The following is a 23,593-nucleotide window of genomic DNA, read 5'->3' as shown; positions in this document are numbered from 1 at the left end:
CGTCGCGATTCACGGGAATCCCCATGCGCAAGCAAGCCGCGGTGCCCAAGCCCGCCCGAGTCCCCAAGCCGGCCAAAGCGCGCCCGTCTGGCGGGGGAAGCAAACGCAAGACGATCCTGGCGGGCGACACCGGCGGCATCCACTCGAACGCCTTCAATTTCCTGAGTTGCGTTACGACCGGGGTGGACCCCCGTACGGGGATGTATTCGTGCTCGATCAGCCTGCCGGGCGTGGCGGCCAATGGCCTGTGCGGGCCGACGGTGGGTTTGGGCCTGAGCTTCAGCGCGCTGAACCCGGCGAACGCGGGATTCGGTCGTGGCTGGTCGCTGTCGACGACGCGCTACGACGGCCGGCGGCAGGTGTTGCAGCTCTCGACCGGCGAGTCGTTCAAGGCGGACAGGCTGGTCGCCGGGACGATGACCTTCAAGGACCGCAAGCTGCGTTCGTTCGATATGGTCCAGGAGGCCGGCGGTTACCGGGTGACCCACAAATCGGGCCTGTCGGAGTTTCTGAAAACCGATCCGGGCAGCGACGGCGTGGCGGTGTTGCGTGAGATCCGTTCGCCGGAAGGCTACGTAGTGACGTTGCAGCAGCAATCGACAAACGGCATCACCCGCCTGATGAGTATGTCGGACCGGTCCGGGGTGTTGCTCGCCGTGGCCTATCAAACCGGCCGGGCCACGGTGACCCTGCACCCGGACACGCCGCAGGCCAGCGTTTTCACCCTGCACCAGACCAACGATCGGCTGGTGACGCTGGCGTTGCCGGAGGGGACCGGCGAGGGCTGGGCGTTCGGTTACGAGTCGACCGCCACGGGATTGCTGCTGCTGAAGACGACGACCGTGCCGACCGGTGGGCGGGAAGAGGCGCTCTATAAGCTGGCCGGGCATCAATTGCCCGGCGGGGCGGAGCGGCCGCTGACGCACATGCCGGTGGTCGATACGTTCCGGCGCTACCCCGGCCACGGCCAGCCGACGATGGTGACCCGGTATACCTATTCGGCCCGTAATTTCTTTGGCTACGGGGCGCTGGACGACTGGATGGACGATGAGGACAACCTCTATCGGATCGTCGCCGTGGCGGGAGCCCCTTACCTCTACAGCTCGACCGAAACGGCGATGGACGGCATCGACGCGGTGAAAACCATCGAGCGGACCTTCAACCGGTTTCATCTGCTGACCCGCGAGGTCACCACGCAGGATGGGTGCATCAGCGAGACAGTGACCGAGTACGACGAGAACCCCTCGTGGCCGTTCGATCGGCAGCCGCCGTGGTGTCAGTTGCCGGTCAAAACGATCGAGACGCTTTCCCGGGTCGGTTCGCCGGACACCCGCGTGATGGTGGAAAGTCGCACGTACGACGCGCATGGCAATCTGCTGACGCACACGGATGCGCGCGGTGCGCTGGAAACCAACACGTACTACCCGATGGAAGGGATCGTCGGGTTTTGTCCGGCCGATCCGCTGGGCTTCGTGCGCTGCCTGCAGGAAAAGCGGGTGCGACCGCCGGAAGGGACGCTGGGGCCGGTGCGGTTGACCCGCCATCGCTACGAGCTGCTGCCTTCGCTCGTCGATGGAGCACCGAAGCATCTGGTATCGGTTTACGAAGCGATCCAAGAAGAAGCCGCCGATGGTGCCGCGCTCCTGTTGAGCGAGACGATCACGGTCTTCATGGCCGACGGCGGCGAGCATCACGGCCGGCTATCGCGCGTCATCTCGACGGTCGGTGGCGTCGAAAACGCGACTGAATATGCCTACGAGGCTCCGGTCATCGAGACCAATGCGCGCAACGAGGCGTTGCCCACACTGGTCGTCGCCGCCACACGCATCGGCAGCAACGGTCATGACAGCCTGCGGATGACCACGCGCAGCGCGCGCTCGCTGTTCAGTGGGCAGGCCGTCCTGGAACAAGGGCCTGGTGGTGTGTTGATGCGTTATGCACATGATGCGCTGGGGCGTCGGGTGCTCGAAACCGTCGCGGCCGATTCGGACTTCGCGGCCACGAACACCACGGACTATTCGGTATCGAACGGTGGGAGCTGGGTGGAGACGACCAACGTCGCCGGTCAGCATGCGCGCACCGAACTGGATGGCTTCGGGCGCGAAGTCCGCCGGGTGGCGATCGACTGGATGGGCGACGGCCTCGAGCACGAGATATGGAAAATGGCGTTCGACACCCGCGGCCGCAAGCTATCGGAAACGACGACGGATGTCGGTGTGCCGGTAGCCAGGCGTGTGACGCGACGTAAGGCGAAAACACTTATCGCGACGAAGGCGGTCACGTTGCCGCTGACCACACGCTATCGCTACGACGGCTGGGGCAACTGCATCGAGACGGTCGGTCCCGACGGGGTCATCGCGCACAACCGGGAGGATCCCATCCTTCGGACGGTCGAAAGCTGGCAGGAGGTCATCGCCGCAGGCTTGCGCCAGCGTAGCGGCAGCCTACGAACCACCAGCTCGCCGAGCGGCAAGCCGCTGACGGTCGAGCGCCTGAATGCGCAAGGGATCGTGCAAAACACGCGTCGCTATGCTTACGACGGACTGGATCGCTGCATCGTCGACACGGCGTCGGCACCCGGCACCGTGGACAAGGTCACCCGGTATCGTTACGACGTCTACGACCGATTGATTGAAACGACGTTACCGGATGGCGCAGTCGTCACCCGCGACTATGCCGCGTACAGAGACGAAGCGATCGTCGAGGCGATCCGCATTCGCCATGCGTCGCTCGGAGGTACCGACATCATCCTGGGTCGACAGGCGTTCGACGGACTGGGGCGACGCACACTCTTTCGCGCCGGTCGGCGGGACATCCGTTACGCCTATGTCGATAACGCATCGGGGAGTCCCGGGCAGATCCATCTGCCCTCGGGAAAAACGCTGACGTGTCGTTACGAGAAGCATCTGGGCGACCGTCTGGTGGAACTGTCCAGTACAAGCGACACGGCGACCTTCGTGCACGACAAGATACGTGGCGCGCTGACGTCGGCGAACAACGCGCTGGGCACGCAGACGGTGAGCTATCTGCCGTCCGGCCGTGTCGACCAGGAGACCTATCGCTATGCAGGCGATCCCGGTACCTCCCGGCAAACCCAGTACGGCTATACGTTATTGGGCTTGTCGACCGCATACACCGGCGTCGACGGCGAGGTTCGCCGTGCGAGTTACGACACGCTCGGTCGACTGGCCACGGTGCAGGGCGATACGCTGACTGTCACGGTTTCCTATGACGCGTTCTCGCGAACACACCGCCTTGTCACGCAGACCCGCGACGGTACGCGCTCGATGGACACGGTGCTGAGTTACGACGAGGACGGGCGGGAGATCGAACGCGTCCTCACCGCGCGTGTCGGCGCGACGACGCAGGTCCAGACGCTGACCCAGACCTATACGCCCGACGACAAGCTTGCCACGCGCCGCTTGCGCATGGACGAAGAGGCGCGCGGGGAAACCTATATCTACGATGTGTGCGGCCGGTTGACACACTATGTCTGCACGGGCACCCATGGGCCGCAGGATTCTTCGGGGCACACGATCGCCGAACAGGTCTTCACCTTCGATGCGCTGAACAATATCCGCACGCTTGTGACTGCTTATGCGGAGACGAATGAGCCGACGAAGACCAGCACCTTTAGTTACAACACAGACGACCCGACTCAACTCGTCGATATCCTTCACCAGCAGTCAGCACGCGCGGACGAACACCAGACATTGGCATACGACGAATCCGGAAATCTGACGAGCGACGAGGCAGGCCGTCGGCTCGAGTACGACGCGATGGGGCGTCTGATCGGCTGGACGCATGCCGGCGAACGACGCGGCTACCGTTATGACCCGCTTGATCGGATCGGCGCGGTCGTCGATACGGCCGGTACGCGCTATCGCTACTACCAGGGCGGTCAGGTTGCCCACGAAGCCGGCGAGCACGAGTCCTCGTCCTTCCATGGTATCGGCGGTACGGTACTCGCGCAGACACGTCTGGCCAACGCGATCGGCCAGACCATCCTGCTTGGCAACGATGCTCAGAGCTCCGTGGTGAGCGAAGCGGGCGACGTGCTGAAAACGCCAGCCTACGGGCCGCACGGGCACCGGGCGGATGACGCCGGCGATAGCGACATGGCTTATGCGGGCGAACTGAAGGATCGGGATACCAGGTGGTATCCGCTAGGCAGTTATCGTGTGTACAACCCGGCGCTGATGCGTTTCCATAGCCCCGATGCGGCCAGCCCGTTCGGCAAGGGCGGTCTCAACGCGTACGCTTATTGCGCGGGCGATCCGGTCAACCATATCGACCCCAGTGGCGAAGGCCTGCTCGACTGGATACTGATCGGCATCGGCGCGATCGGTACGGCGATCGGTGTCGGCCTTTCATTCGGCACGTTGGCCCCCGCCGCCGCGGCCTTGTGGGCCGGTGCGGCTGTGACTTTCAGTCAGGCCGCCGCAGTGGTTTCGACTGGCGTGGGCATCATGTCGGTGGCTACCGGAGCCGCATCCGTCGCGCTCAATGAAACGGGACATGCGTCCGAAGGCCGTGTGCTGGGCTGGATGTCTATGGGCTATGGCGTGGGCTCGGCCGTCGTGGGCGCGGCACCCGCTGTTGCCGCAGGACTGAATAAGGTTCGTAGCGCGTATAAGGCCATTAGCGAACTGCCGGTTAGATTGCGCAATGCCGGTGGGGCACCTCGTGGTCTTCCGAATATGCGGCGAATACCTGGGCCGGTACTGGATGAAATGCCGGATGTCGTTCTCGACAATGTCACAGGAAATCTGCGTGCGGGGGCGGACCGCATTAATGCGGCGGCGGTCTTTCCGGGTGCGCGACAATCATTGTTGAACCGCGGATTGCTAAGCCAAAGTATGTTCGATGAGTATCCCGAAGGAATCAACATCAACAACATGACGACAAGGATTCAGCTTCGTCATGCCTCTGCCGGTTTGCATCGTACGATTTCACCCGACGACCTTGCCAGGAGCGGCTTCGATCGCGAAACGCTCCTGTCGCTTCGTCCCGGCGATCTTCATCCCACGGGACCTCGCCAGGTAATTTTTAACGCTCGGGGAGAATATGAAGGACATATGCTAGGGGTACGTCAAGGACGTTTCATGGATGGGGAGCTTAGTTACCGCCGGTTCCTGCAGACAGAAAATATCAACGACTACTATGAATATCTGCAGCAGTACGTTATCGCGAGGACGGCCCCTTAATGCCGATGACATGAGGCATCGCTCGCCGTAGAAGCGCTCTCAAACGCGATTCCTGCGAAGCGGAAGGCCGACAATCGGCTATCGCTTCAGGAAATCACGCCCAAGAGCACTCCCGTATGGCTACCGCTGGTCCAGTGAGCGACGCGCCTTCACGACAAACATCGTTCAATGATGCGAACGCTTGTCTGTATCGCGTGCAGCATCGACGTGCTTGCCGTGTTCGTTCTGCATCTTGCCCGCGTTCTTTTCAATGTTGCCGGCAACCTGCTTGGCGGTGTTGCCGGTTACCTTGCCAAGACCTTCCTTGATGGCGCCTTTTACTTCGTGTTTCATGCCTTCGGTACGATTCTTGTCCATCGTGTTTCTCCTCGCGATCTGCGGCATTGCAGATCCTGCGATTAGCGCGCCGCACGCATAATCTTTCCGTGAAGTGTCCGTGCGGAGGCCGTCACCTTAGGGCGGCGACGTTCGCACGCGGCGCGAATTTCTGGGTAGCATGAGACGCGAGCGAGCCGCTCGTCTTCGTTCTTCGTGGATAAGCCCGCCCCATGTTCCGTTTGCCCAAGACCGCCACGGCGCCGTTCTGTCCTTCCGAGGTGGCCGGTTCGGTCGTCGTGTCGCCAGATGCTCCGTTCTGGAAGCAGCTTTTCCGATTTGCCGGGCCCGGCCTGCTGGTCGCCGTGGGGTATATGGATCCGGGCAACTGGGCTACCGATATCGAGGCGGGTTCACGCTATGGTTACCGGCTGCTGTTCGTTGTCGTGTTGTCCAGTCTGGCGGCTATCGTGCTCCAGTGCCTGGCCGCGCGCCTGGGTATTGCTACCGGCAAGGATCTCGCGCGGCTTTCCAGCGAACGCTATTCGCCGGCCGTGGGTCGCATGCAATGGGTACTGGCCGAAATATCGATCGTCGCCTGCGACCTGGCCGAGGTACTTGGCAGCGCGCTCGCATTCCATCTTCTGTTCGGCGTGTCGTTGCCGGTCGGGGTGGCGCTGACCGCGCTGGACACGTTTATCGTCCTGGGATTGCAGGGCAGGGGATTCCGGCGCGTCGAGGCAATTATCCTCGGGCTGGTCGGTACGATCGCGATCTGTTTCCTGGTCGAACTGCTGCTCATCCGGCCACACTGGCCGGATGTCGCGGCGGGATTCGTACCGTCGCTTCACGCGCTTTCGTCGCGTGAGCCGCTGTATCTGGCCATCGGAATCCTTGGCGCCACGATCATGCCGCATAACCTGTACCTGCACTCGTCGATCGTCCAGACGCGCGTTGTGGGGGCGGGCGATTCAGGTCGGCGCCGGGCGATCCGGTTGACCCGCATCGACACGATCGTGTCTCTTCTGATCGCACTGACGATCAACGCGGCCATCCTGATCCTGGCTGGCGCCGCCTTTCATTCGACCGGACGCACGGACGTTGCCGACATCAGCGACGCATACCAGCTGCTCGCACCGATCGCGGGCACCACGGCGGCGGCGGTGATTTTCGCGATAGGGCTCTTCGCATCGGGCCAGAGCTCGACGTTCACCGGGACCATCGCGGGGCAGGTGATCATGGACGGATTCCTGCGTCTGAAGATTCCCTGCTGGCAGCGTCGGCTGATCACGCGTGGTCTGGCGATCGTGCCGGCCTTCATCGGAGTGATGCTATTGGGCGACCGGGCGGTGGGGCAGCTGCTCGTCGCCAGTCAGGTGGTGCTGAGCCTGCAACTGCCGTTCGCGATGTATCCGCTGATTCGATGCACGGACGATCGACAACTCATGGGCAGCTTCGTCAATACGCGATCTGTATCGGTTTGCGCATGGCTGTTCTTCGCGGTGATTTCAGGCGCGAACTTCTGGCTGGTGCTGCAAGTGTGTGGTGTCGCGTGACCCGATCGCGACGTAGGTATCACATAGTCGCGTGCAGTCTCGGGCATCGTGGATATCACCGGAGACGTTGCCATGCCCGAGAAGAAAACCATCGCCAAAGCCCGCGAGGACAAGCGCCGGGGCAAAGCTCCGTCCACCCAGGCGGGTGAATTCGTTCACGAGGAAATCGAACATATTCGCGAGGGCAAGCACGGCGCCCGATCGACGAAGCAAGCCATTGCCATCGGTCTTTCCAAGGCGCGTCGTGCCGGCGTGAAGATCGGCGCGGGAAAATCCGCGAGCACGGTCACGAAGAAGAAGGCAGCATCCGATACCAGGGCGTCGCGGAAGCGTTCGTCGGGCACGGCGGCGAAGACGTCGCCGACGCGTTCGCGTGCGACGACGAGGGCGTTGAAGAAAGAAGGCCACGCTGCCGCGTCCAAGCGGGCGCTTTCGGCGCAGGCACGCAAGAGCGCGGCGAAACGTCCGGCGGCGAGCCGTTCGGCTGCAGCGAAGAAGGCCGCGCATACGAAGGGTGCGGCGGGGCGTTCGGCAGCCGCGAAGAAAGCGGCACGTACGCGCGCAAAAAAGGTGTCTTGACCGGTACGACGGCGAGAAATATCCCTCGCCGTCGTACCGTGCAGGCAATGTCGTTCAGACGTTCTTCGCCAGAACGTCGGCCAGACCGATATAGCTACCCGGCGTCAGGTCGAGTAATCGCTGCCTGGCATCGGCGGGCATATCCAGCCCGGTGATAAACGCACGCATCGAATCGCGAGTAATACCCTGGCCACGCGTGAGCGCTTTCAGCTGTTCGTACGGCTCGGGCAGGCCGTAACGGCGCATGACGGTCTGCACGGCTTCGGCCAGCACTTCCCAACTGGCGTCAAGATCGGCCGCGATGCGCTCGGGGTTCGCGTTGAGCTTGCCCAGGCCTTTCTGCAGCGACTCGACGGCAACCAGCGTATGTCCGAAGGCCGTACCCAGCGCGCGCAACACCGTGGAGTCGGTGAGATCGCGCTGCCAGCGGCTGATGGGCAGTTTTTCGGCGAAGTGGCCGAGCAGGGCATTGGCCAGACCGAAGTTGCCTTCGGCGTTCTCGAAGTCGATGGGGTTGACCTTGTGCGGCATCGTCGACGAACCGACTTCGCCTGCTTTCAGGGCTTGCTTGAAGTAGCCGAGCGAGATGTAACCCCAGATGTCGCGGGAGAGATCGATCAGAATGATGTTCACGCGACGCAGTACGTCCGCGAATTCCGCGATGCCGTCGTGCGGCTCGATCTGGGTGGTATACGGATTGAAGGTCAGGCCGAGACCGGTGACGAAGCGATCCGCCAGTACCGGCCAGTCGACATCGGGATACGAAATGACATGCGCGTTGTAGTTGCCGACGGCGCCGTTGATCTTGCCCGGAATGTCGATGGCGACGAACTGGCGACGCTGGCGCTCCAGACGGGCGACGACGTTGGCCAGTTCCTTGCCCATCGTGCTTGGCGACGCGGTCTGGCCGTGCGTACGCGAAAGCAGCGAAAGTCCGGCATGCGTATGCGCCAGTTCGCGCAACCGGGCGATGAGCGCATCCAGGGCGGGAAGCAATACGTCCTGACGCGCGTCGCGCAGCATCAGCGAGTAGGCGAGATTGTTGATATCTTCGCTGGTGCACGCGAAGTGGACGAATTCCTTCGCTTGGGCGAGTGCCGGTTCGTTGCCGATGCGCTCTTTGATGAAGTACTCGACGGCTTTGACGTCGTGATTCGTCGTCGCCTCGATTTCCTTGATGCGTTCGCCGTCGTCCACGCTGAAGCCCTCGGCGATGGCGGTCAGGCGCGCCACGGCCTCGGCCGGGAAGTCGGGCAGTTCGACGATGCCCGGGTGGGCCGCCAGTGCCAGCAGCCAGTGGATTTCGACGTGCACGCGGCGGTGCATGAGGCCGAACTCGCTGAAGATCGGACGAAGCGGACCGGCCTTGGCGGCGTAACGGCCGTCCAGGGGCGAAAGAGCGGTCAGCGTGGCGTGGGACATGGCGGGGGCCTGGGTGAAGTGAGACGAAGCGGGGGATTATAGCGTGAGGCGGGGCGGGCTCTTTTGGGGATGGGGGATGGGTAGTGGGGGCGTGTCTCCGGCAATCGCATGAGGGAACGGCTAGCGCCATGCGGACGGTGCCTCCGCCGGACGGATCCAGCCCCCTCGGGCGATCGCCGGGACTGCGCGCCCACTACCCATCCCCCATCCCCGCTTCATCCCCACTTGCCTCCAGCCCCAACACCGCCACTTAATAGAAAGACCCCCGAAAACCGGAGCCCCCGCATGACCAAGTACCGTACCGAACGCGACAGCATGGGCGAGCTGAAAGTACCTGTCAGCGCCCTGTATGGCGCGCAGACCCAGCGCGCTGTCGACAATTTCCCGGTCTCGGGGCTCACTATGCCGCGCGAGTTCATCCGCGCGCTGGGCCTGATCAAGGCCGCCGCCGCCGAGGCTAATGTGAAGCTCGGGCAGCTGAAAAAAGGCGAGGCGAAGGCCATCCGTGCCGCCGCCGAGCGGGTGGCCTCGGGCGAGGTCGACAACCAGTTCCCCATCGATGTCTTCCAGACCGGGTCGGGGACCAGTTCCAACATGAACGCCAATGAGGTCATCGCGCACCTCGCCGCACTCGCCGGTTCGAAAGTTCATCCGAACGATCACGTCAACGCGGGCCAGAGTTCCAACGATGTCATCCCCACCGCGATTCTCGTCAGCGCGACGCTGGCGACGCACGAAAAACTGCTGCCGGCGCTGAAGCACCTCGGCAAGACGATCGACAAGCGCGCACGTGAATTGAAGAAGGTGGCCAAGACCGGGCGCACGCATCTGATGGATGCCATGCCGATCACGTTCGGCCAGGAGCTTTCCGGTTGGTCCGCCCAGATCGCTGCCGCGTCGGAACGCATTGTCGACACGTTGAAGCGTACACGTCGCCTGCCGCAGGGGGGCACCGCCGTCGGTACGGGTATCAACGCCGATCCGAAATTCGGGCCGGCCGTGGCCGTCGAACTTTCGAAACTGACCGGCGTGAAATTCGAGTCGTCCGACAATTATTTCGCAGGCATGGCCGCTCAGGATGCCCCGGTCGAGCTATCGGGCCAGCTGCGTGCACTGGCCGTGGCCGTGATGAAGATTTCGAACGATTTGCGCTGGATGAATTCCGGTCCGCTGGCCGGTCTGGGCGAGATCGAACTGCCGGCATTGCAGCCGGGCTCGTCGATCATGCCAGGCAAGGTGAACCCTGTGATCCCCGAGGCCGCCGCCATGGTCGCCGCGCAGGTCATAGGCAACGACGCGACCATCGCCGTGGCCGGTCAGTCGGGCAATTTCCAGTTGAACGTGATGCTGCCGGTGATCGCGTACAACCTGCTTCAGTCGATCGAGATCCTGGCCAACGTTACAACGTTGCTCGCGGATAAGGCGATCGCTGGATTCAAAGTGAATACGGATCATATTCGCGAGGCGTTGGATAAGAATCCGATCCTGGTGACAGCGCTCAATCCGGTGATCGGGTATGAGAAGGGCGCGGCGACGGCGAAGCAGGCTTATAAGGAAAAACGGCCGATTCTGGATGTGGCGCTGGAGACGACGGGGCTATCGAAGGGTGAGCTGGCTGCGTTGCTCGATCCCATGGCGTTGACGAAGGGTGGGATTCATGGAGGTGGCGGTGGTGGCGGTTGATTGAGGGTATGGCGCGCTGAAAGCGTGAACTGGCCGTATCGCTAAAATCCATTGCACCGCACGGGGCCCCTGCCTGCGCAGGGGCGACGGTGAGGGGTAGGTTTCATCTCATGTCGTTCCTGCGCAGGCTTCGAACCCAGGGCGATGCGAACGGTTTCGCGACCCCGTCCGTTCAGGTTCTACAACGTGCAAGCCGGATGCGCATTCATCACGGGCTTCGCCGTCCGCCACTCCGGATGATCGTACGGAATGTAACTGTCCCAGTACCACGGAAAGCACGTCTTCCCGAGTACATCGTCGATCAGATACGTAAAGATCTTCTCGCCGTTCGAGCTATTGCTCATCAGCAGTACGCAGTTCTTCGAGTCCTCGATACACACGGCGACGTTGTTCGTCCCGTCGTCGTGCCCCTCCTTGAAGAACGCGTTGCCCTGCGGCGACGTGAACGTTCCCACGCCCAGCGCGTAACCCAGCGATATCCCGTCGTTGTCGCTGGAGTCGGGCAGGCCGATGGTCGGAAATTGCCGCACCGACCGGATACGAACGACAGGCGTCAACCAGCGCTTATGCGCCGCATCGCTCAAGCTTTCGCCACGGACCATGCCGGCAAGCAGATTCGCGTAATCGGCGACGGTCGTGTCCATCGAGCCGGCCGCCCGCACGGAACCGCGTTGTTTGTGTCCCAGTGCCTTGCCGTTTTCGTCATAACCGATGGCGACGTTCGCGGCGAAATCGTCGCGCCAGGTCATCGAGGTGCGGCGCATGTCGAAGCGTGCGAACAGATGTTCGCGCATCAATGTATCGACGTCTATGTTCTTGCCGTTTTCCAGTACGAACTGGAGCAGGTTGATGCCTTCGCCCGAATAGGCGAAGCGCGTTCCTGGATCGAAATAGAACTGGAGTTTGCCGTTCGGATCGTCATCCTTGCCGGGTTGCCAGAAGCGGAAGTTCGCGAATCCGGAACGGTGACTGAGCAGAATGGCCGGCGTCAGCGACTTCCAGCGCCGATCATTCGAAAGATCCGCATATTTTTCATACGAGGAAAGTGGTTTGGGCAGGTCTTTGTCGATCGTGCCGTCCGGGTCGAGCCGCCCCTCGTCGACCAGCGTCATCGTGGCGTAGCCGAACGCGGCCTTGGTCAGCGACGCCGCGTACATGATCGTATCGGTCTGTAGTGGCAATCCCTTTTCGACATCGCGTTTGCCATACGCTTTTACGCTGACGACGCGGCCGTTCTCGATGATAGCCACGCCGAGGCCCGGCACGTTCGCCGCTTCCATCAGCTGTGCGATGCGGCGATCCAGATCGGTGCCGCGCAGGCGGGTATGACTGGTTGCGACCGGATGTGTCGCGCAGCCCGCGAGCAGCATGCCAAGCAGGATGGGAAGCGTGCGACGGAGTATGTCGATCTCCTCACGGCTCATGGAAAGACGGCTCCCGAGGGAGCCGTCTTTGTTCGATCAGGTATCTTCGCGCCAGCGGCGGAACCAGATGGCGCCGGCGATCATCAGCGCTCCGGCGATGGCTCCGACCCAGATGTTCGGCGAGGCCAGCGTGCTGTAGTGGTAGGAGAGGCCTACAGCGTCCAGGATCGAACCGGGGTCGTGCTTGTCGAGGTAATCGAGATTATCTGCGTAGCGAACCCACCCGCCGGGGATGATGCTGAGCAGCAGGCGTCCCGGCACGTTGATCCAGAACCACTGGGCGGACCGTTCGAAGATGCCCATCAGACCGAACCACTGGACAACGACCGCGGCACCGATCGGGAGAGCGATAGCCCAGAGGAACGGTTTGCTACGAGCCCAGGCGGAGCAGAGCAGCAGCCAGCCGATCGTCGGCAATGCCCAGAGTGCATACAGCGGGATCAGGCAGATCAGATTGAAGGCGACACGGAACGGATGGGCCTCGACCAGGAACTGCCAGAGCGGCACGCCGTGCAGCGTTGCGACGATGGTTGCCATCAAGGCCAGGACCAGGCCGCCGAGGACACCGACCACCACACCGATCACGGGGGCGACGAGAGCGGCACTGGCTACCTTGGACAGCACGGTGTTGGTGTCGGAGATGGGTAACGATTTCCAGAACAGGACGCTGCGATCGCGACGGTCGTCGTACAGCGCGCCAAGGCAATAGAAGAAGACGACGATGGCGGTGACGGCGAGGATAAGCGCGGTGAAGCCGTAGAGCGTGACATCCAGTGCCGCGCCGGCGACCGCCAGACCGTGTTCGTCCAGATGGCTCAGCGTGTCGACTTCGCCGGTGAAGTGGAAGCCGCCCATCCGGCGCCCCATCACTTCGCCGACCACCATGGCCATCAGGTTCAGCACCAGGAAGACGATGGCGGTGATCAGGGGGGCCCGGTAGAAGCCGCCCCGGTTCTCCCAGAACTCGCGTTTCACGAGCCAATAGAAGGTTTTCATGCGTAGGTTCCCTTCATGGTGGCGACGAAGAGGTCGCCGATCGACGGCCGTCGCACTTCGCCCAGCTCTTCCAGCTGCGGGCGACTCACGTTGTCGAACAGGAAAATGCTCTTGCCGAATACCTGGCGTTCGTCGAGGGGTTTCAGTTCCCGTGCCGCGGCTGCCCGTTCGGCACCTACCAGCACTTCGGTAAACCGTTCGCCCAGGGCTTCCATGTCGGTATCCAGGACGATCTTGCCGTCGCGGATGAACATCAGGTCGGTGAGGATGTGTTCGATCTCCTCGACCTGGTGGGTCGTGACGACGATCGTCTTGTTCTCGTCGAAGTAGTCTTCGAGCAGGCTCTGGTAGAACTGCTTGCGATAGAGGATGTCCAGGCCCAGCGTCGGCTCGTCCAGAATCAGCAGGCGGGCATCGATGGCCATGACCAGGGCAAGGTGCAGCTGCACGATCATGCCCTTGGACATCTGCTTGACCTTCTGATCCGGCTGCAGCTTCGTGCGGGCCAGGAAGGACTCGCATTTGGCGCGATCGAAGCGCGGATGCACGTTGGCGACGAAGTCGACGGCGTCCTTCACCTTGATCCAGCGCGGCAAGACGGCCACGTCGGCGATGAAGCAGACCTGTTCCATCAGCTGGTCGCGCTGCTTGCGTGGGTCAAGTCCCAGCACCGACAGCTCGCCGGTAAACGTGGTCAATCCCAGGATGGCCTTCAGCGCGGTCGTCTTGCCGGCGCCGTTCGGACCGATCAGGCCGACGATGCGTCCGGCGCCGATCTGGAAGCTGGCGCCATCCAGCGCCAGGGAATTCTTGTAGCGCTTGGTGAGGCCGGTGGCGGTAATGACCGCGCTCATGACTGATCCTCCGCAGAGCCCGAGGCCTCGCGCATCAGGGTTTTCAGATCCAGGCCCATGCGCTGCAGGCGGGCGAACAGCGCCGGCCACTCTTCGCGCAGGAAGCGCTCCCTTTCGGACTTAAGCAGCGCTTCGCGCGCTCCATCGATGACGAACATGCCCAATCCCCTCCGTTTTTCAACCAGTTGTTCGTCCACCAGCTCCTGATACGCCTTGGAAACGGTCAACGGGTTGATCTGAAAATCCCCCGCGACCTGACGTACCGACGGCAGCGGGTCGCCCTCGCTCAAGGCGCCGTCCAGGATCATCGCGACTACGCGCTCGCGCAGTTGACGGTAGATCGGGACGCTGTCGTTCCAGGTAATGGACATGTAGTTAATCCTTGGCCGTACGGCTCAAAACATTGCCAAACGAATAGTAGGGCATGGCCAGCTGCGAACCGAGAAGCGCCATCGCGCGCTCCTCGGCGTTGCGCCGGATAGCCGCTGCCGCGTTATCCAGTGTCGCCTCGCTCGTCCGGGTCGCCTCGCGCACATCTGCGGCGGTGGGGCGGACCGTGACGGGGGCCAGGTCGATGACGCGTACGCCGTTGATCGTGGCGGGCGCGGCGGCGAGTGTGGGAATGCGGTCATCGAAGGAGCGCAAGACGAACACGCTGGCTCCGGCGATCAGCAGGGAGGCGGTGACGGCTATCAGGTTCGGCGCTTTCATGGGGAAACTCCGATGACGGTTTTAAGCGGGCGGTGCGGTTAGAGGGAGGCGACGTTCGCGCCGGCGTCGGCGTAGACGACGATCGGTGCCATGTCGGTGACGTGCGTGCCGTTGATTTCGGTCAGCGGGGCGGCGGTCGTGCTGCTTTCGTGGAAAACGGCGATCGAGGCGGCGGCGAGAACGAAGGAGGCTGTCAGGGCGATGTAGTTCGGGCTTTTCATGTTGTTCTCCAGTAGTGGTCTGGGTGACCGGTGTTGTAGTGAACTATAACACCATAATTTGAGTCGTCAACAAGAATTTCGTGAAATTCCATATGACTTATGGCCTACGGGGTGGTTGCCGCGGTCACTGGTGTGATGCGCTAGCACGCCAGAACGTTGATACGCCGCGTTTGGGGCATCATCGGGGCTTTATTCGGTCGACGAGGCGAGTCATGGAGTCGGGTCTTAAGGACAGGCGGGTGCTGGTTACCGGGGCCAGCAAGGGCATCGGGCTGGCCTGTGCCAGGGCATTCGCGGCCGAAGGCGCCAGCGTCGTGGGTGTCTCCCGGAGCATCGATAACCTGCATGCGGCCAGGGAGGATCTGCGCCGTGCCGGGTTCGATATGGATGTTCATGCCGTGGACCTGCGCGACAGCAAGGCCGCCGCGGCACTGATCGCTTCGCTGGAGGAGGGAGGTACGGCGATCGATGTCCTGGTGAACTCCGCGGGAGCCGCGCGACGTTTCCCTCTGGACGAGCTGGGGCACGAAGCGTTTCAGGGTGCGCTGGACGCCAAGTACTTCACCTATCTCAATGTGCTCGCGCCCCTGATCAAGCGTATGGCGGCGCGCGGGCGCGGCAGTATCGTCAATATCGTCAATATCGTCGGCCAGGGCGGGAAGCAGGCCAATCCGATTCATATCGCGGGCGGCGGAGCGAACGCCGCGTTGATGCTCGCCTCGGTGGGTTATGCCCGTGCGTACGCCGACAAGGGCTTGCGGGTGAACGTCATCAATCCCGGCATGACTCGTACCGATCGGGTGGAAGAGGGCATCTCGGCGTCGATGCGTGCTTCGGGGCGTGGGCGTGAGGAGCTTTTGGCCGAGCAGGTTGCCGAGATCCCCATGGGGCGTATGGCGGAGCCGGATGAGATCGCGAACGTTGCCGTGTTTCTAGCCAGCGATCTGGCCAGCTATGTGACGGGTGCCGTGATTCCGATGGATGGGGCAAAGACTTCGGTGATCTGAAAAGCTGATCGGGTGTTTTCGCGAGAACCGATTGCATCGCACTAGGTTCCTGCCTGCGCAGGAACGACGAAGAGGGTTGCGCAAACATTTCCACAAACCTCAACGTCGCCCCTGCGCAGGCAGGGGCCCAGAGCGAACACGCACATTCGAGCGACATAGCGCACGATCGCGCTCTTAACCGCAGACGCAAAAAAAGGCCGGTCGCAAGCGACCGGCCTTTCCGTATCCACTAACCTGATTAAAGCTCCGCGCGGAACTCGATACCCACAACGCGCGGATCGTTCACGAACGCCGTACGGTTGTTGAAGTCGATGCCGCCGGTGATCACCTGCTTGCCCGTGATGTTGCGGCCGTACAGGGCGACTTCGCGCTTGCCGAAGTTCCAGTTGTAACCCACGCGCAGCCCGCCTTCGAGGAACGCCTTGCTGCGGAACTCGGCCGAGTCGTACAGGAAGAAGTTCACTTCCGAGCGATAGTTCCAGTCGGTGTAGACGAAGAATTCGCCGCTATCGCCGTACGGAATGCCGTAGCGTGCCGTGAACGTGCCGATCCACTTCGGCGCATTCGGCAGCGGGTTGCCGTCGATGATGGCGTTGCCGGTGCTGTTGAGCGGATCGAGGACGGTGCAACCGCCGCCGCAGGGTGCGACCGCCAGGTTCGGATCTTTCAGTTCCGTATGGTTGTAGCTGCCGCCGGCCGTGACGATGAGGTTCGGCGACAGGTAGGCTTCGAGGTCGAACTCGGCGCCGTAGCCCTCGGTCTTCTTCGCGTTGATCAGCTGCGTGACGTTGGTGGCGCCGCCAACCGCGGTGAGCTGCTGGTTGTGCATGTTGTACTTGTACACGTCGGCGTTGAAGCGGACCTTGTTGTCGTCGCTGGTGGTTTTCACGCCGAGCTCGTACGAGGTGATCGTTTCCGGCTTCGCCGTCGAGATCGAATTGCTGAAGTTGATGCGGCCCTGCACGCTGGGCGCGCGGAAGCCATTGGCGATGCGTGCGTAGACATTGGTGTTCGCTGCTACCGCCCAGGTGCCCGTGAGGTCGCCGCTCCAGCGTGCGTCGACCGGATCGGAAGTAAGCGGGGCCACCGGGCCGGTGAAGCCGAGCGTGCGCGTGGCCGTGAAGTTGCGCTTGTCGTGCGAATAACGCGCGCCGGCACGGACATCGAACGTATCCGTGAAGCTGTAGTCGGCCGAGCCGAAGATCGCCCACGCCTTCGTGCGCTGCGCCTGGCTGACGTCGCCATTCAGCACGTGGTTGTTGAGCGTGTCGTAGGAGAAGTTGCGGATCGCGATGTCTTCGTCGAAGTAGTACGTGCCGACCTGCCACTTCAGCTGATTCGACGGATCGTTCGCAAGGCGGAATTCCTGCGTGATCTGGCGATCCTTCGGGAGCGCGTCGGCGGTTTCCGAATAGAACGGCGTGGTGTAGCGATTGCCCAGACCCGGCGTCGCGGGTGTTTCGGAGGCGTCGTAGCCGCCATCGATGTCGCCGAGACTGTACGTGGTGGCGCGCTCCAGACCCGTGATCGACGTGAGCGTCAGGTCGCCGAAGTGCCAGTTCATGTGCAGGTTGCTGCCCCACGTGAACAGGTGCTGGCGGTTTTTGCCGTCCTGCGCGACGGTCTCGCGGTCGAAACCGGGAACGAAGCTAGGGCCGCCGAGTTCGATGGCGTTGGCGCGATTGACCATCGCGCTGCCGTCGAGCCAGCGGGCATGGACATTGATCAGCGCATCGAACGTTTCGCTGGCTTTGTACAGCGCCTGCAGGCGAATGGCGCGGTCGTTGTAACCGCCCAGCGCATTCTTCTCGCCGGTATAGGCGTTGTCGATCCAGCCATCGCGATGCTGGGCCAGCGCGGACACGCGTGCGGACCAGTTCGGGCTGAGCGCGCCGCCAAGGGCGGCTTCGGCGTTGGCGGTACCCAGCGAACCGTACGAAACGCGCGCGTAGCCCGTGGTTTCCTGCGTCGGCTTGCGCGATTCGAACTTGATGACGCCGGCGGGTGAGTTACGACCGAACAGCGTGCCCTGCGGACCGCGCAACACTTCGACCTGTTCCAGATCGAACAGCGGGAAGCCCTTCAGGATCGGATTTTCCTGGACGATGTCGTCAAAGACCATCGATACCGGCTGCGAAGCGTTGAGATCGAAATCGCTATTGCCCAGACCGCGGATATAGAAGCGCGGGAACTCGCGACCGTAAGAGGTTTCGGCGTAGACGCTCGGCGCGCGCGATGCCAGCTGAAGCACGCCATCGCCGGCCTGGCCGAATGCTTCGAGCTTTTCGGCAGGGAGCACAGTCATGGAAATCGGCACTTTCTGCATGTCTTCGACACGCTTTTCGGCGGTGACGTTGATGGTTTGCAGCGTTGCCGTTTTCGGCGGCGCGGTGCCGGTGTTTTCGGCGGGAGCATTTTGCGCGACGGCGGAGCCGGCAGCGAGGACGGCGGCGATGTGCAGGGCAATGGCAAGACGTCGCGGCGTCCGCGTGTTCCCGAAGGTCATGGTCGTAAGTTCCCGATTGGCTTGAAGGTCGTGGAGCGCGACAGGCGCGGTTATTGACCGGCCACCCCTTGAACGCCGTTCCCCTGGCTGCGCGCTGGCGGAACGGATTATCCCCCGGCATCGCTACGTTACGAAAGTGTTGCGCTGCGGCAACGAAAAGGTTACTGCCCGGCCCGAGTCTGTCATCCCGGCGAAATATTGGCCGGTTAACGTCGCGCCGCTCTCGGGCGATAAGTGCGCGTTGACATCTGTTGATGCCTATATCGCCGACGTTTGAGTATTTTCTCAAAATGATGAGGTTAGGGATGAAGAAGCGAGCGCTGGCTACCGCCATGTGGGGAATGTGTGCCTCGGTGACTGCCGAGACCGCGCCCCAGGCGGCTCTGGAGCTGTACGTCGATACGAAAACGCAGCAGATTTACGCCGAGCCGGGTCCGGGCAGGCAGAAACTGGGGCGTTTTGTGCGCGCGGAAGAGGGCTCCGCGGCGGGCGTGGCCGCGACGCAGCCCGCGACGGCCGGTGCCGCGACTCCGGGGGCCGTCGTTGCGGCACCGGCCGCGTCTTCCGCGAAAAGCAGCAAGTGGTACGACCGCATCGGCCTTCGCGGGTATGTACAGATGCGCTACAACCAGGAAGCCGGCGGCGACGCCAAGGATTTGCGAGCGCCGGGCGACAAGTTCATCGGCAAGGATCAGGGTTTCGGCATCCGCCGCGCACGCGTGGTACTGAGTGGCGATGTCTCCGATCGCATGTCGATCTACCTGCAGCCCGATCTGGCCAGCACGCCTACGGGTTCAAGCACGACGAATTTCGCGCAGTTGCGCGATGCGTATGCGGACATCTATTTCGATAAGGCGAAGACGTTCCGCGTGCGTGCTGGTCAGTCGAAGGTGCCTTACGGTTGGGAGGATCTGCAGTCGAGCCAGAACCGTCTGGCGATGGATCGTGCCGATGCGCTCAACTCGGCGGTGCGCGACGAGCGCGATCTGGGTCTGTTCTTCTATTACTCCCCGAGCGTGGCTGCCGAACGTTTCTCGTACCTGCAGAAGTCGGGTCTTAAAGGGTCGGGCGATTACGGCGTCGTCGGTCTCGGTTTCTACAATGGGCAGGGCGCCAATCGCCCCGACCGTAACGACCAGCTGCACACGGTGCTGCACCTGACCTATCCGTTCAAGTTCGCGAACGGGCAATATCTTGAAGTGGGTGCCGACGCGTATACCGGCCGTTACAAGGTCGCGTCGCCGACATCGGTTTCCATCGGCGGATCGACGTTTACGCCGACCGTCAATGCATCTGCCGAGGGTTCGGTCGATCGCCGTGTCGCCGCCCACGTTATCTACTATCCGCAGCCGTTCGGCTTTCAGGCGGAGTGGACGGTAGGTCGCGGTCCCGAGCTGGATGTCGCGCGCAAGACGATCCGCACGAAGTCGCTACGCGGCGGCTATGCGCAGGTCATGTACAAGTTCGACGGCGAGTTCGGTTCGCTGATGCCGTACGTGAAGTGGCAGACGTATCGCGGCGGTTCGAAATTCGATACCAATGCACCGCGGATGCTGGTGGACGAGCTCGATGTCGGTGTGGAGTGGCAGCCGATGAAGGAAGTGGAGATCGCGGTGGCGTACGCGAATATGCGCCGCACGGATGTCACCACGGCGCCGTATGCGCGAGTGGATGGCAATCTGATCCGGTTGCAGCTGCAGCTGAATTATTGATCCGGATTGGCGATATTCCCTGTAGGAGCACGCCCGCGCGCGAAAGCCAGTGTGCGATATCGCATGGTAACTGCGGTTCGGCACACAGGCTTTCGCGCGCAGGCGCGCTCCTACAGATACGGCTCAGCGTTTCGTGGCTTTTTCGCGGGCCGCGCGGAACTCGCTGGTTTCGCGCCATTTCGGGAATACATCGCTATTGGCGAGCGTTTCGCCCAGCTCGTAGAACGCCTTCACGTTCTGCGTCACTCCCGTGAAATCCCAGCGCGAATCGTAAACGTCGGTTGGCTGGTGGTAGTGATTTTTCACGTAATCCTCGGCGGCGGCTTCGCCAGCCGCCTTACCGCCCTGGATCATGTCGACACCGCCGTTCGCCGCCAGCGCGGGTACGCCGGCCTTGGCGAAATTGAAATGATCGGAACGGAAGTAGTGGCCTTTCTCCGGTGAGGCGTCGCCGCTGATCACGCGATTGTCCTTGGCCAATACCTCCTTGAACGTGTCTTCGAGGTCGCTCTGGCCGAGTCCGACCACCTCCATGTCATGGGTGGGTCCGGTGATGGGCAGCGCATCCATATTGATGTCGGCAACAGTCTTGTCGAGCGGGAAGGGCGGATGGGCGACGTAGTATTTCGAGCCCAGCAGGCCGGATTCCTCCATCGTTACCGCCGCGAAGATGACACTGCGTTCTGGCTGCTCGCCGGCGAACTTGCCCGCGATTTCCAGCAGAGCGGCGATACCCGTCCCGTTGTCCACGGCACCATTGTAGATCTGGTGACCTTTCAGCGAAGGATCTTTGCCCAGATGGTCCCAGTGCGCGGTATAGATGACGGCCTCGTCCGGCCGTTTGCTGCCCTTGATCATGGCGACGACGTTGTTGCTGGTCGCGTGGGCAATCGTGCTGTCGAGTTTGATGGACGCCTTTGCGTCCAGCGGAACAGCCTTGAAGCCGCGCACGTCGGCCTGTTTGGCCAGCGTATCGAAATCCTTACCGGCTTTGGCGAACAGGCGTTGTGCCGCTTCATGGGTAAGCCAGCCGGCGACTGCCAGGCGCGGCGCGGGGTCCTCGCGTTCGGGCAGGTCCAGGCGTGGGGTGCTCCAGCTGGACTGGACCACGTTCCAGCCATAAGCGGCCGGTTCGGTCTGGTGGACGATGAATGCCGCCGCGGCGCCCTGGCGGGCTGCCTCTTCGAACTTGTATGTCCAGCGACCGTAGTAGGTCATCTCCCGGCCCTTGAACAGACTGGTATCGCTGCCATTCCAGCCGGGGTCGTTCACCAGGATGACGACGGTCTTGCCCTTGACGTCGATGCCGTCGAAGTCGTTCCAGTTGGCTTCGGGCGCATCGACGCCGTAGCCGACGAAGACCACATCCGAATCCTTCAGTTCTACCTCGGGCTTGGCCTGCAAGGTGCCCACGACCATTTCGGAGCCGAAGGCAAAGGCCTCGTTCGTGCCGCCTTCGGCGACGTTGAGTTTCAGAGTGTCCTGTCCCTGTAGCGCGGTCGATACCACCGGCACGGCCTGGAACCAGTCGCCCTTGTTGCCCGGCGTCAGGCCCAGTCGTTTGAACTCTTCCACGAGGTAATGCGTGGTCAGGCGCTCGCCGAGCGTGCCGGGTTTACGCCCCTCGTATTCGTCCGATGAAATCGTGCGCAGGTGGGCAGCGAAGTCGTCGGCCGTGATCTCGGGCGAGAACGTATGCGGCTCGTTGCTCACCGCCGGCATGGGCGGGGGCGGGGAGGTCGAGGATTTTGCCGGTGCGCTGGCGGTTTTTTCTTCGTCGTGCGACTGGCAGCCGCCGAGGACAAGTAGGGCGATGGTCGAGGCGAGGACTAGTCGGCGCATTCGGGAGCTCGCTGCTTTGGGTTTCGTCGAGTGTAGTCAAGTCCGCCATTCCCCGCACTGGCCTCGCGCTACCGGTTAAGCCACAATGTCCGGTTCCCCAGAGCCCTTTCCCCATGCGCATCGGTATCGACTTCGGAACCAGCTATTCCGCCGCGGCCGCCATCATCGATGGCGACCTGAGGCTGGTGCGCTTCGGCGATGCGCGGCAATTCCGGACGGCCGTGTTTTTCCCAGAGGTCGTGCCCAACGTCGAGGACTTCGTGCTGACGCCTGCGCTGGAAGCGCAGGTGGATGCGATCGTGCGCGCCTCGCGCGCCGACGAGCGGCTGGCCGGTTTGCCTGCGCGTCCGGAAATGCAGTTGCACCGGGAAGCCGTGCGCATCGTGCGGCGCCAGTGGATGGAGGAGCAGACCCGTGCGGTATCGGCGTCGGTGGCGAGCTTCCAGGACGCGATGTTCGGCGAGGACGCCGTCGATGCCTATCTGGAGGAGGGCACGGGAAATCTGATCGAATCGCCGAAATCGATGTTCGGCTACAAGCTCGATCCGCGCGTTCGCAAAACGATCGTCAGTATCGCCGCGCACATCCTGGAACATATCCGTCTTACCGCTACCCAGCAGTTCGGCGTGCCCGTACGTGAGGCCGTGATCGGCCGTCCGGTCGAATTCCGTAGCTCGATGGGGCCGGCCGGCGGCGAACAGGCGCTTGGCATCCTTCGCGAAGCGGCCGACATCGCGGGTTTCGACGCCGTGACGTTCCTGGAAGAGCCGGCCGCGGCAGCGATGGCTTACCACATGGAGCTGACCGAGCGGCAGCGTGCCGTGATCGTCGACATCGGCGGCGGTACGACGGACGTCGCTTATGCGGAGCTGGGCGGCGGTATCGCACCGATCGTCCACCGCAGCTGGGGCCTGCCGCGCGGCGGTACGGATCTGGATGTCGGCGTGAGCCTGCACAGTTTCATGCCGCACTTCGGCAAGGATTTGTCGGGTGTGCCGGTACATCACTTCGTCGAAGCGGCCAGCGTGCACAATCTTCCGAAACAGCGTGAATTCCGCAAACAGGACTACCGTCTGGTCGACGAACCCTTTGGTGCGCGTCTGCGCGCGCTTCAGTCGACAGGCGCTACCACGCGCCTGAACCAGTCGGCCGAGCGCATGAAGATCGATCTCAGCTCGGCCCCGACGGCGTCGGCCACGCTCGATTTCATCGAAGCGGATCTCACGATCGAAGCGAACGATGCGGATTTCCAGGCGGCATCGGACGATTTCCTCGATCGCATGCAGCGCCTGCTCGAGGAAACCCGCAACGATCTGCCCGAGGCTCCGGGCAGCATCTTCCTTACCGGCGGTACGTCCCGGTCTCCTCAGGTCCAGGCGCGCGTGCGGACGAGTTTTCCAGGTATCTCCGTGGTCCATGGCGACCCCTCCCTGGGCGTGGTTTCCGGCCTGGCGCGCGCCGCGCTGGGGTAATGGCGGGCAGTAGTTCTACTTAAACCCGCCATACTTTCGGTACGCAAAACCGGCAAATTCACACCGCATTGCTCTATTTGCGTCAT

The 23,593-nt window shown here is 62.5% G+C and carries 17 protein-coding genes; 7 read left to right on the top strand and 10 right to left on the bottom strand.

Annotation, left to right across the window (positions count from 1 at the left end; translation table 11 throughout):
* Positions 1 to 23 precede the first annotated feature (23 nt).
* The gene (locus AC3IR3_RS12670) at positions 24 to 5,207 is read left to right on the top strand and encodes an RHS repeat domain-containing protein (protein WP_489192575.1); all 5,184 of its coding nucleotides are present in this window, start codon (positions 24 to 26) and stop codon (positions 5,205 to 5,207) included.
* 165 nt (positions 5,208 to 5,372) lie between these two features.
* On the opposite strand, the gene AC3IR3_RS12665 is transcribed toward AC3IR3_RS12670, so the two are convergent.
* Positions 5,373 to 5,591 carry a CsbD family protein gene (locus AC3IR3_RS12665; RefSeq protein ID WP_489192573.1) on the bottom strand — a complete coding sequence of 73 codons (219 nt, stop codon included), beginning with the start codon at positions 5,589 to 5,591 and terminating at the stop codon, positions 5,373 to 5,375.
* A gap of 164 nt (positions 5,592 to 5,755) precedes the next feature.
* Between AC3IR3_RS12665 and AC3IR3_RS12660 the strand changes: the two genes are divergently transcribed.
* Both AC3IR3_RS12660 and AC3IR3_RS12655 read left to right on the top strand, forming a co-directional pair.
* Positions 5,756 to 7,078 carry an Nramp family divalent metal transporter gene (locus AC3IR3_RS12660; protein WP_489192571.1) on the top strand — a complete coding sequence of 441 codons (1,323 nt, stop codon included), beginning with the start codon at positions 5,756 to 5,758 and terminating at the stop codon, positions 7,076 to 7,078.
* A 72-nt stretch (positions 7,079 to 7,150) separates the two neighbouring features.
* Positions 7,151 to 7,657 (top strand): DUF6496 domain-containing protein, encoded by a 507-nt coding sequence (locus AC3IR3_RS12655; RefSeq protein WP_489192569.1) that lies wholly within the window; start codon positions 7,151 to 7,153, stop codon positions 7,655 to 7,657.
* A 54-nt stretch (positions 7,658 to 7,711) separates the two neighbouring features.
* Here the strand turns inward: AC3IR3_RS12655 and purB are convergent, their stop codons facing one another.
* The gene (gene purB, locus AC3IR3_RS12650) at positions 7,712 to 9,079 is read right to left on the bottom strand and encodes an adenylosuccinate lyase (RefSeq protein WP_489192567.1); all 1,368 of its coding nucleotides are present in this window, start codon (positions 9,077 to 9,079) and stop codon (positions 7,712 to 7,714) included.
* Between the two features lie 285 nt (positions 9,080 to 9,364).
* On the opposite strand from purB, the gene AC3IR3_RS12645 reads away from it, so the two are divergent.
* A complete protein-coding gene (locus AC3IR3_RS12645; protein ID WP_489192566.1) occupies positions 9,365 to 10,762 on the top strand; it encodes a class II fumarate hydratase in 1,398 nt (465 codons plus the stop codon).
* A 179-nt stretch (positions 10,763 to 10,941) separates the two neighbouring features.
* Here AC3IR3_RS12645 and AC3IR3_RS12640 read toward each other — a convergent pair whose 3' ends face one another.
* From AC3IR3_RS12640 to AC3IR3_RS12615, 6 genes are read right to left on the bottom strand one after another with little or no spacing between them, the layout of a single operon-like run.
* The gene (locus AC3IR3_RS12640; protein WP_489192564.1) at positions 10,942 to 12,186 is read right to left on the bottom strand and encodes a serine hydrolase domain-containing protein; all 1,245 of its coding nucleotides are present in this window, start codon (positions 12,184 to 12,186) and stop codon (positions 10,942 to 10,944) included.
* A gap of 36 nt (positions 12,187 to 12,222) precedes the next feature.
* The gene (locus tag AC3IR3_RS12635; protein ID WP_489192563.1) at positions 12,223 to 13,182 is read right to left on the bottom strand and encodes a hypothetical protein; all 960 of its coding nucleotides are present in this window, start codon (positions 13,180 to 13,182) and stop codon (positions 12,223 to 12,225) included.
* Positions 13,179 to 14,036, bottom strand: a complete 858-nt coding sequence (locus tag AC3IR3_RS12630; protein ID WP_132142918.1) for an ABC transporter ATP-binding protein — start codon at positions 14,034 to 14,036, stop codon at positions 13,179 to 13,181. The genes AC3IR3_RS12635 and AC3IR3_RS12630 overlap by 4 nt, the downstream gene beginning before the upstream one ends.
* Entirely contained in the window at positions 14,033 to 14,407 is a 375-nt protein-coding gene (locus tag AC3IR3_RS12625; RefSeq protein WP_132142916.1) for a GntR family transcriptional regulator, read from the bottom strand. The genes AC3IR3_RS12630 and AC3IR3_RS12625 overlap by 4 nt, the downstream gene beginning before the upstream one ends.
* A gap of 4 nt (positions 14,408 to 14,411) precedes the next feature.
* A complete protein-coding gene (locus tag AC3IR3_RS12620) occupies positions 14,412 to 14,747 on the bottom strand; it encodes a hypothetical protein (protein WP_489192561.1) in 336 nt (111 codons plus the stop codon).
* Between the two features lie 38 nt (positions 14,748 to 14,785).
* Positions 14,786 to 14,968 (bottom strand): hypothetical protein, encoded by a 183-nt coding sequence (locus tag AC3IR3_RS12615; RefSeq protein WP_489192559.1) that lies wholly within the window; start codon positions 14,966 to 14,968, stop codon positions 14,786 to 14,788.
* 212 nt (positions 14,969 to 15,180) lie between these two features.
* On the opposite strand from AC3IR3_RS12615, the gene AC3IR3_RS12610 reads away from it, so the two are divergent.
* A complete protein-coding gene (locus AC3IR3_RS12610) occupies positions 15,181 to 15,975 on the top strand; it encodes an SDR family NAD(P)-dependent oxidoreductase (protein WP_489192558.1) in 795 nt (264 codons plus the stop codon).
* A gap of 238 nt (positions 15,976 to 16,213) precedes the next feature.
* On the opposite strand, the gene AC3IR3_RS12605 is transcribed toward AC3IR3_RS12610, so the two are convergent.
* Positions 16,214 to 18,481, bottom strand: coding sequence for a TonB-dependent receptor (locus tag AC3IR3_RS12605; RefSeq protein WP_489192556.1), 2,268 nt, complete (start codon positions 18,479 to 18,481; stop codon positions 16,214 to 16,216).
* Positions 18,482 to 18,786: 305 nt separating this feature from the next.
* Between AC3IR3_RS12605 and AC3IR3_RS12600 the strand changes: the two genes are divergently transcribed.
* Complete coding sequence (locus tag AC3IR3_RS12600) at positions 18,787 to 20,193, top strand: porin (protein WP_489192554.1); 1,407 nt, start codon at positions 18,787 to 18,789, stop codon at positions 20,191 to 20,193.
* Positions 20,194 to 20,316: 123 nt separating this feature from the next.
* On the opposite strand, the gene AC3IR3_RS12595 is transcribed toward AC3IR3_RS12600, so the two are convergent.
* The gene (locus tag AC3IR3_RS12595; RefSeq protein WP_489192553.1) at positions 20,317 to 22,035 is read right to left on the bottom strand and encodes a M28 family metallopeptidase; all 1,719 of its coding nucleotides are present in this window, start codon (positions 22,033 to 22,035) and stop codon (positions 20,317 to 20,319) included.
* Positions 22,036 to 22,148: 113 nt separating this feature from the next.
* Here AC3IR3_RS12595 and AC3IR3_RS12590 point away from each other — a divergent pair, with 113 nt between their 5' ends.
* On the top strand, positions 22,149 to 23,507 hold the full coding sequence (locus AC3IR3_RS12590) for an Hsp70 family protein (RefSeq protein ID WP_489192552.1): 1,359 nt from the start codon (positions 22,149 to 22,151) through the stop codon (positions 23,505 to 23,507).
* Positions 23,508 to 23,593 lie beyond the last annotated feature (86 nt).

Source organism: Luteibacter sp. GL_149 (assembly GCF_057834065.1).
Note: the sequence above shows the minus strand (reverse complement) of the source record. Positions and strands in the feature narration are given on the sequence as shown.

Excerpts from the sequence above, each read along its gene's own strand:
- purB (WP_489192567.1), bottom strand. The coding sequence starts at position 9,079 with ATGTCCCACGCCACGCTGACCGCTCTTTCGCCCCTGGACGGCCGTTAC.
- AC3IR3_RS12590 (WP_489192552.1), top strand. The coding sequence starts at position 22,149 with ATGCGCATCGGTATCGACTTCGGAACCAGCTATTCCGCCGCGGCCGCC.
- AC3IR3_RS12625 (WP_132142916.1), bottom strand. The coding sequence starts at position 14,407 with ATGTCCATTACCTGGAACGACAGCGTCCCGATCTACCGTCAACTGCGC.
- AC3IR3_RS12595 (WP_489192553.1), bottom strand. The coding sequence starts at position 22,035 with ATGCGCCGACTAGTCCTCGCCTCGACCATCGCCCTACTTGTCCTCGGC.
- AC3IR3_RS12620 (WP_489192561.1), bottom strand. The coding sequence starts at position 14,747 with ATGAAAGCGCCGAACCTGATAGCCGTCACCGCCTCCCTGCTGATCGCC.
- AC3IR3_RS12600 (WP_489192554.1), top strand. The coding sequence starts at position 18,787 with ATGAAGAAGCGAGCGCTGGCTACCGCCATGTGGGGAATGTGTGCCTCG.
- AC3IR3_RS12640 (WP_489192564.1), bottom strand. The coding sequence starts at position 12,186 with ATGAGCCGTGAGGAGATCGACATACTCCGTCGCACGCTTCCCATCCTG.
- AC3IR3_RS12645 (WP_489192566.1), top strand. The coding sequence starts at position 9,365 with ATGACCAAGTACCGTACCGAACGCGACAGCATGGGCGAGCTGAAAGTA.
- AC3IR3_RS12630 (WP_132142918.1), bottom strand. The coding sequence starts at position 14,036 with ATGAGCGCGGTCATTACCGCCACCGGCCTCACCAAGCGCTACAAGAAT.
- AC3IR3_RS12635 (WP_489192563.1), bottom strand. The coding sequence starts at position 13,182 with ATGAAAACCTTCTATTGGCTCGTGAAACGCGAGTTCTGGGAGAACCGG.
- AC3IR3_RS12670 (WP_489192575.1), top strand. The coding sequence starts at position 24 with ATGCGCAAGCAAGCCGCGGTGCCCAAGCCCGCCCGAGTCCCCAAGCCG.
- AC3IR3_RS12615 (WP_489192559.1), bottom strand. The coding sequence starts at position 14,968 with ATGAAAAGCCCGAACTACATCGCCCTGACAGCCTCCTTCGTTCTCGCC.
- AC3IR3_RS12660 (WP_489192571.1), top strand. The coding sequence starts at position 5,756 with ATGTTCCGTTTGCCCAAGACCGCCACGGCGCCGTTCTGTCCTTCCGAG.
- AC3IR3_RS12610 (WP_489192558.1), top strand. The coding sequence starts at position 15,181 with ATGGAGTCGGGTCTTAAGGACAGGCGGGTGCTGGTTACCGGGGCCAGC.
- AC3IR3_RS12605 (WP_489192556.1), bottom strand. The coding sequence starts at position 18,481 with ATGACCTTCGGGAACACGCGGACGCCGCGACGTCTTGCCATTGCCCTG.
- AC3IR3_RS12665 (WP_489192573.1), bottom strand. The coding sequence starts at position 5,591 with ATGCCGCAGATCGCGAGGAGAAACACGATGGACAAGAATCGTACCGAA.
- AC3IR3_RS12655 (WP_489192569.1), top strand. The coding sequence starts at position 7,151 with ATGCCCGAGAAGAAAACCATCGCCAAAGCCCGCGAGGACAAGCGCCGG.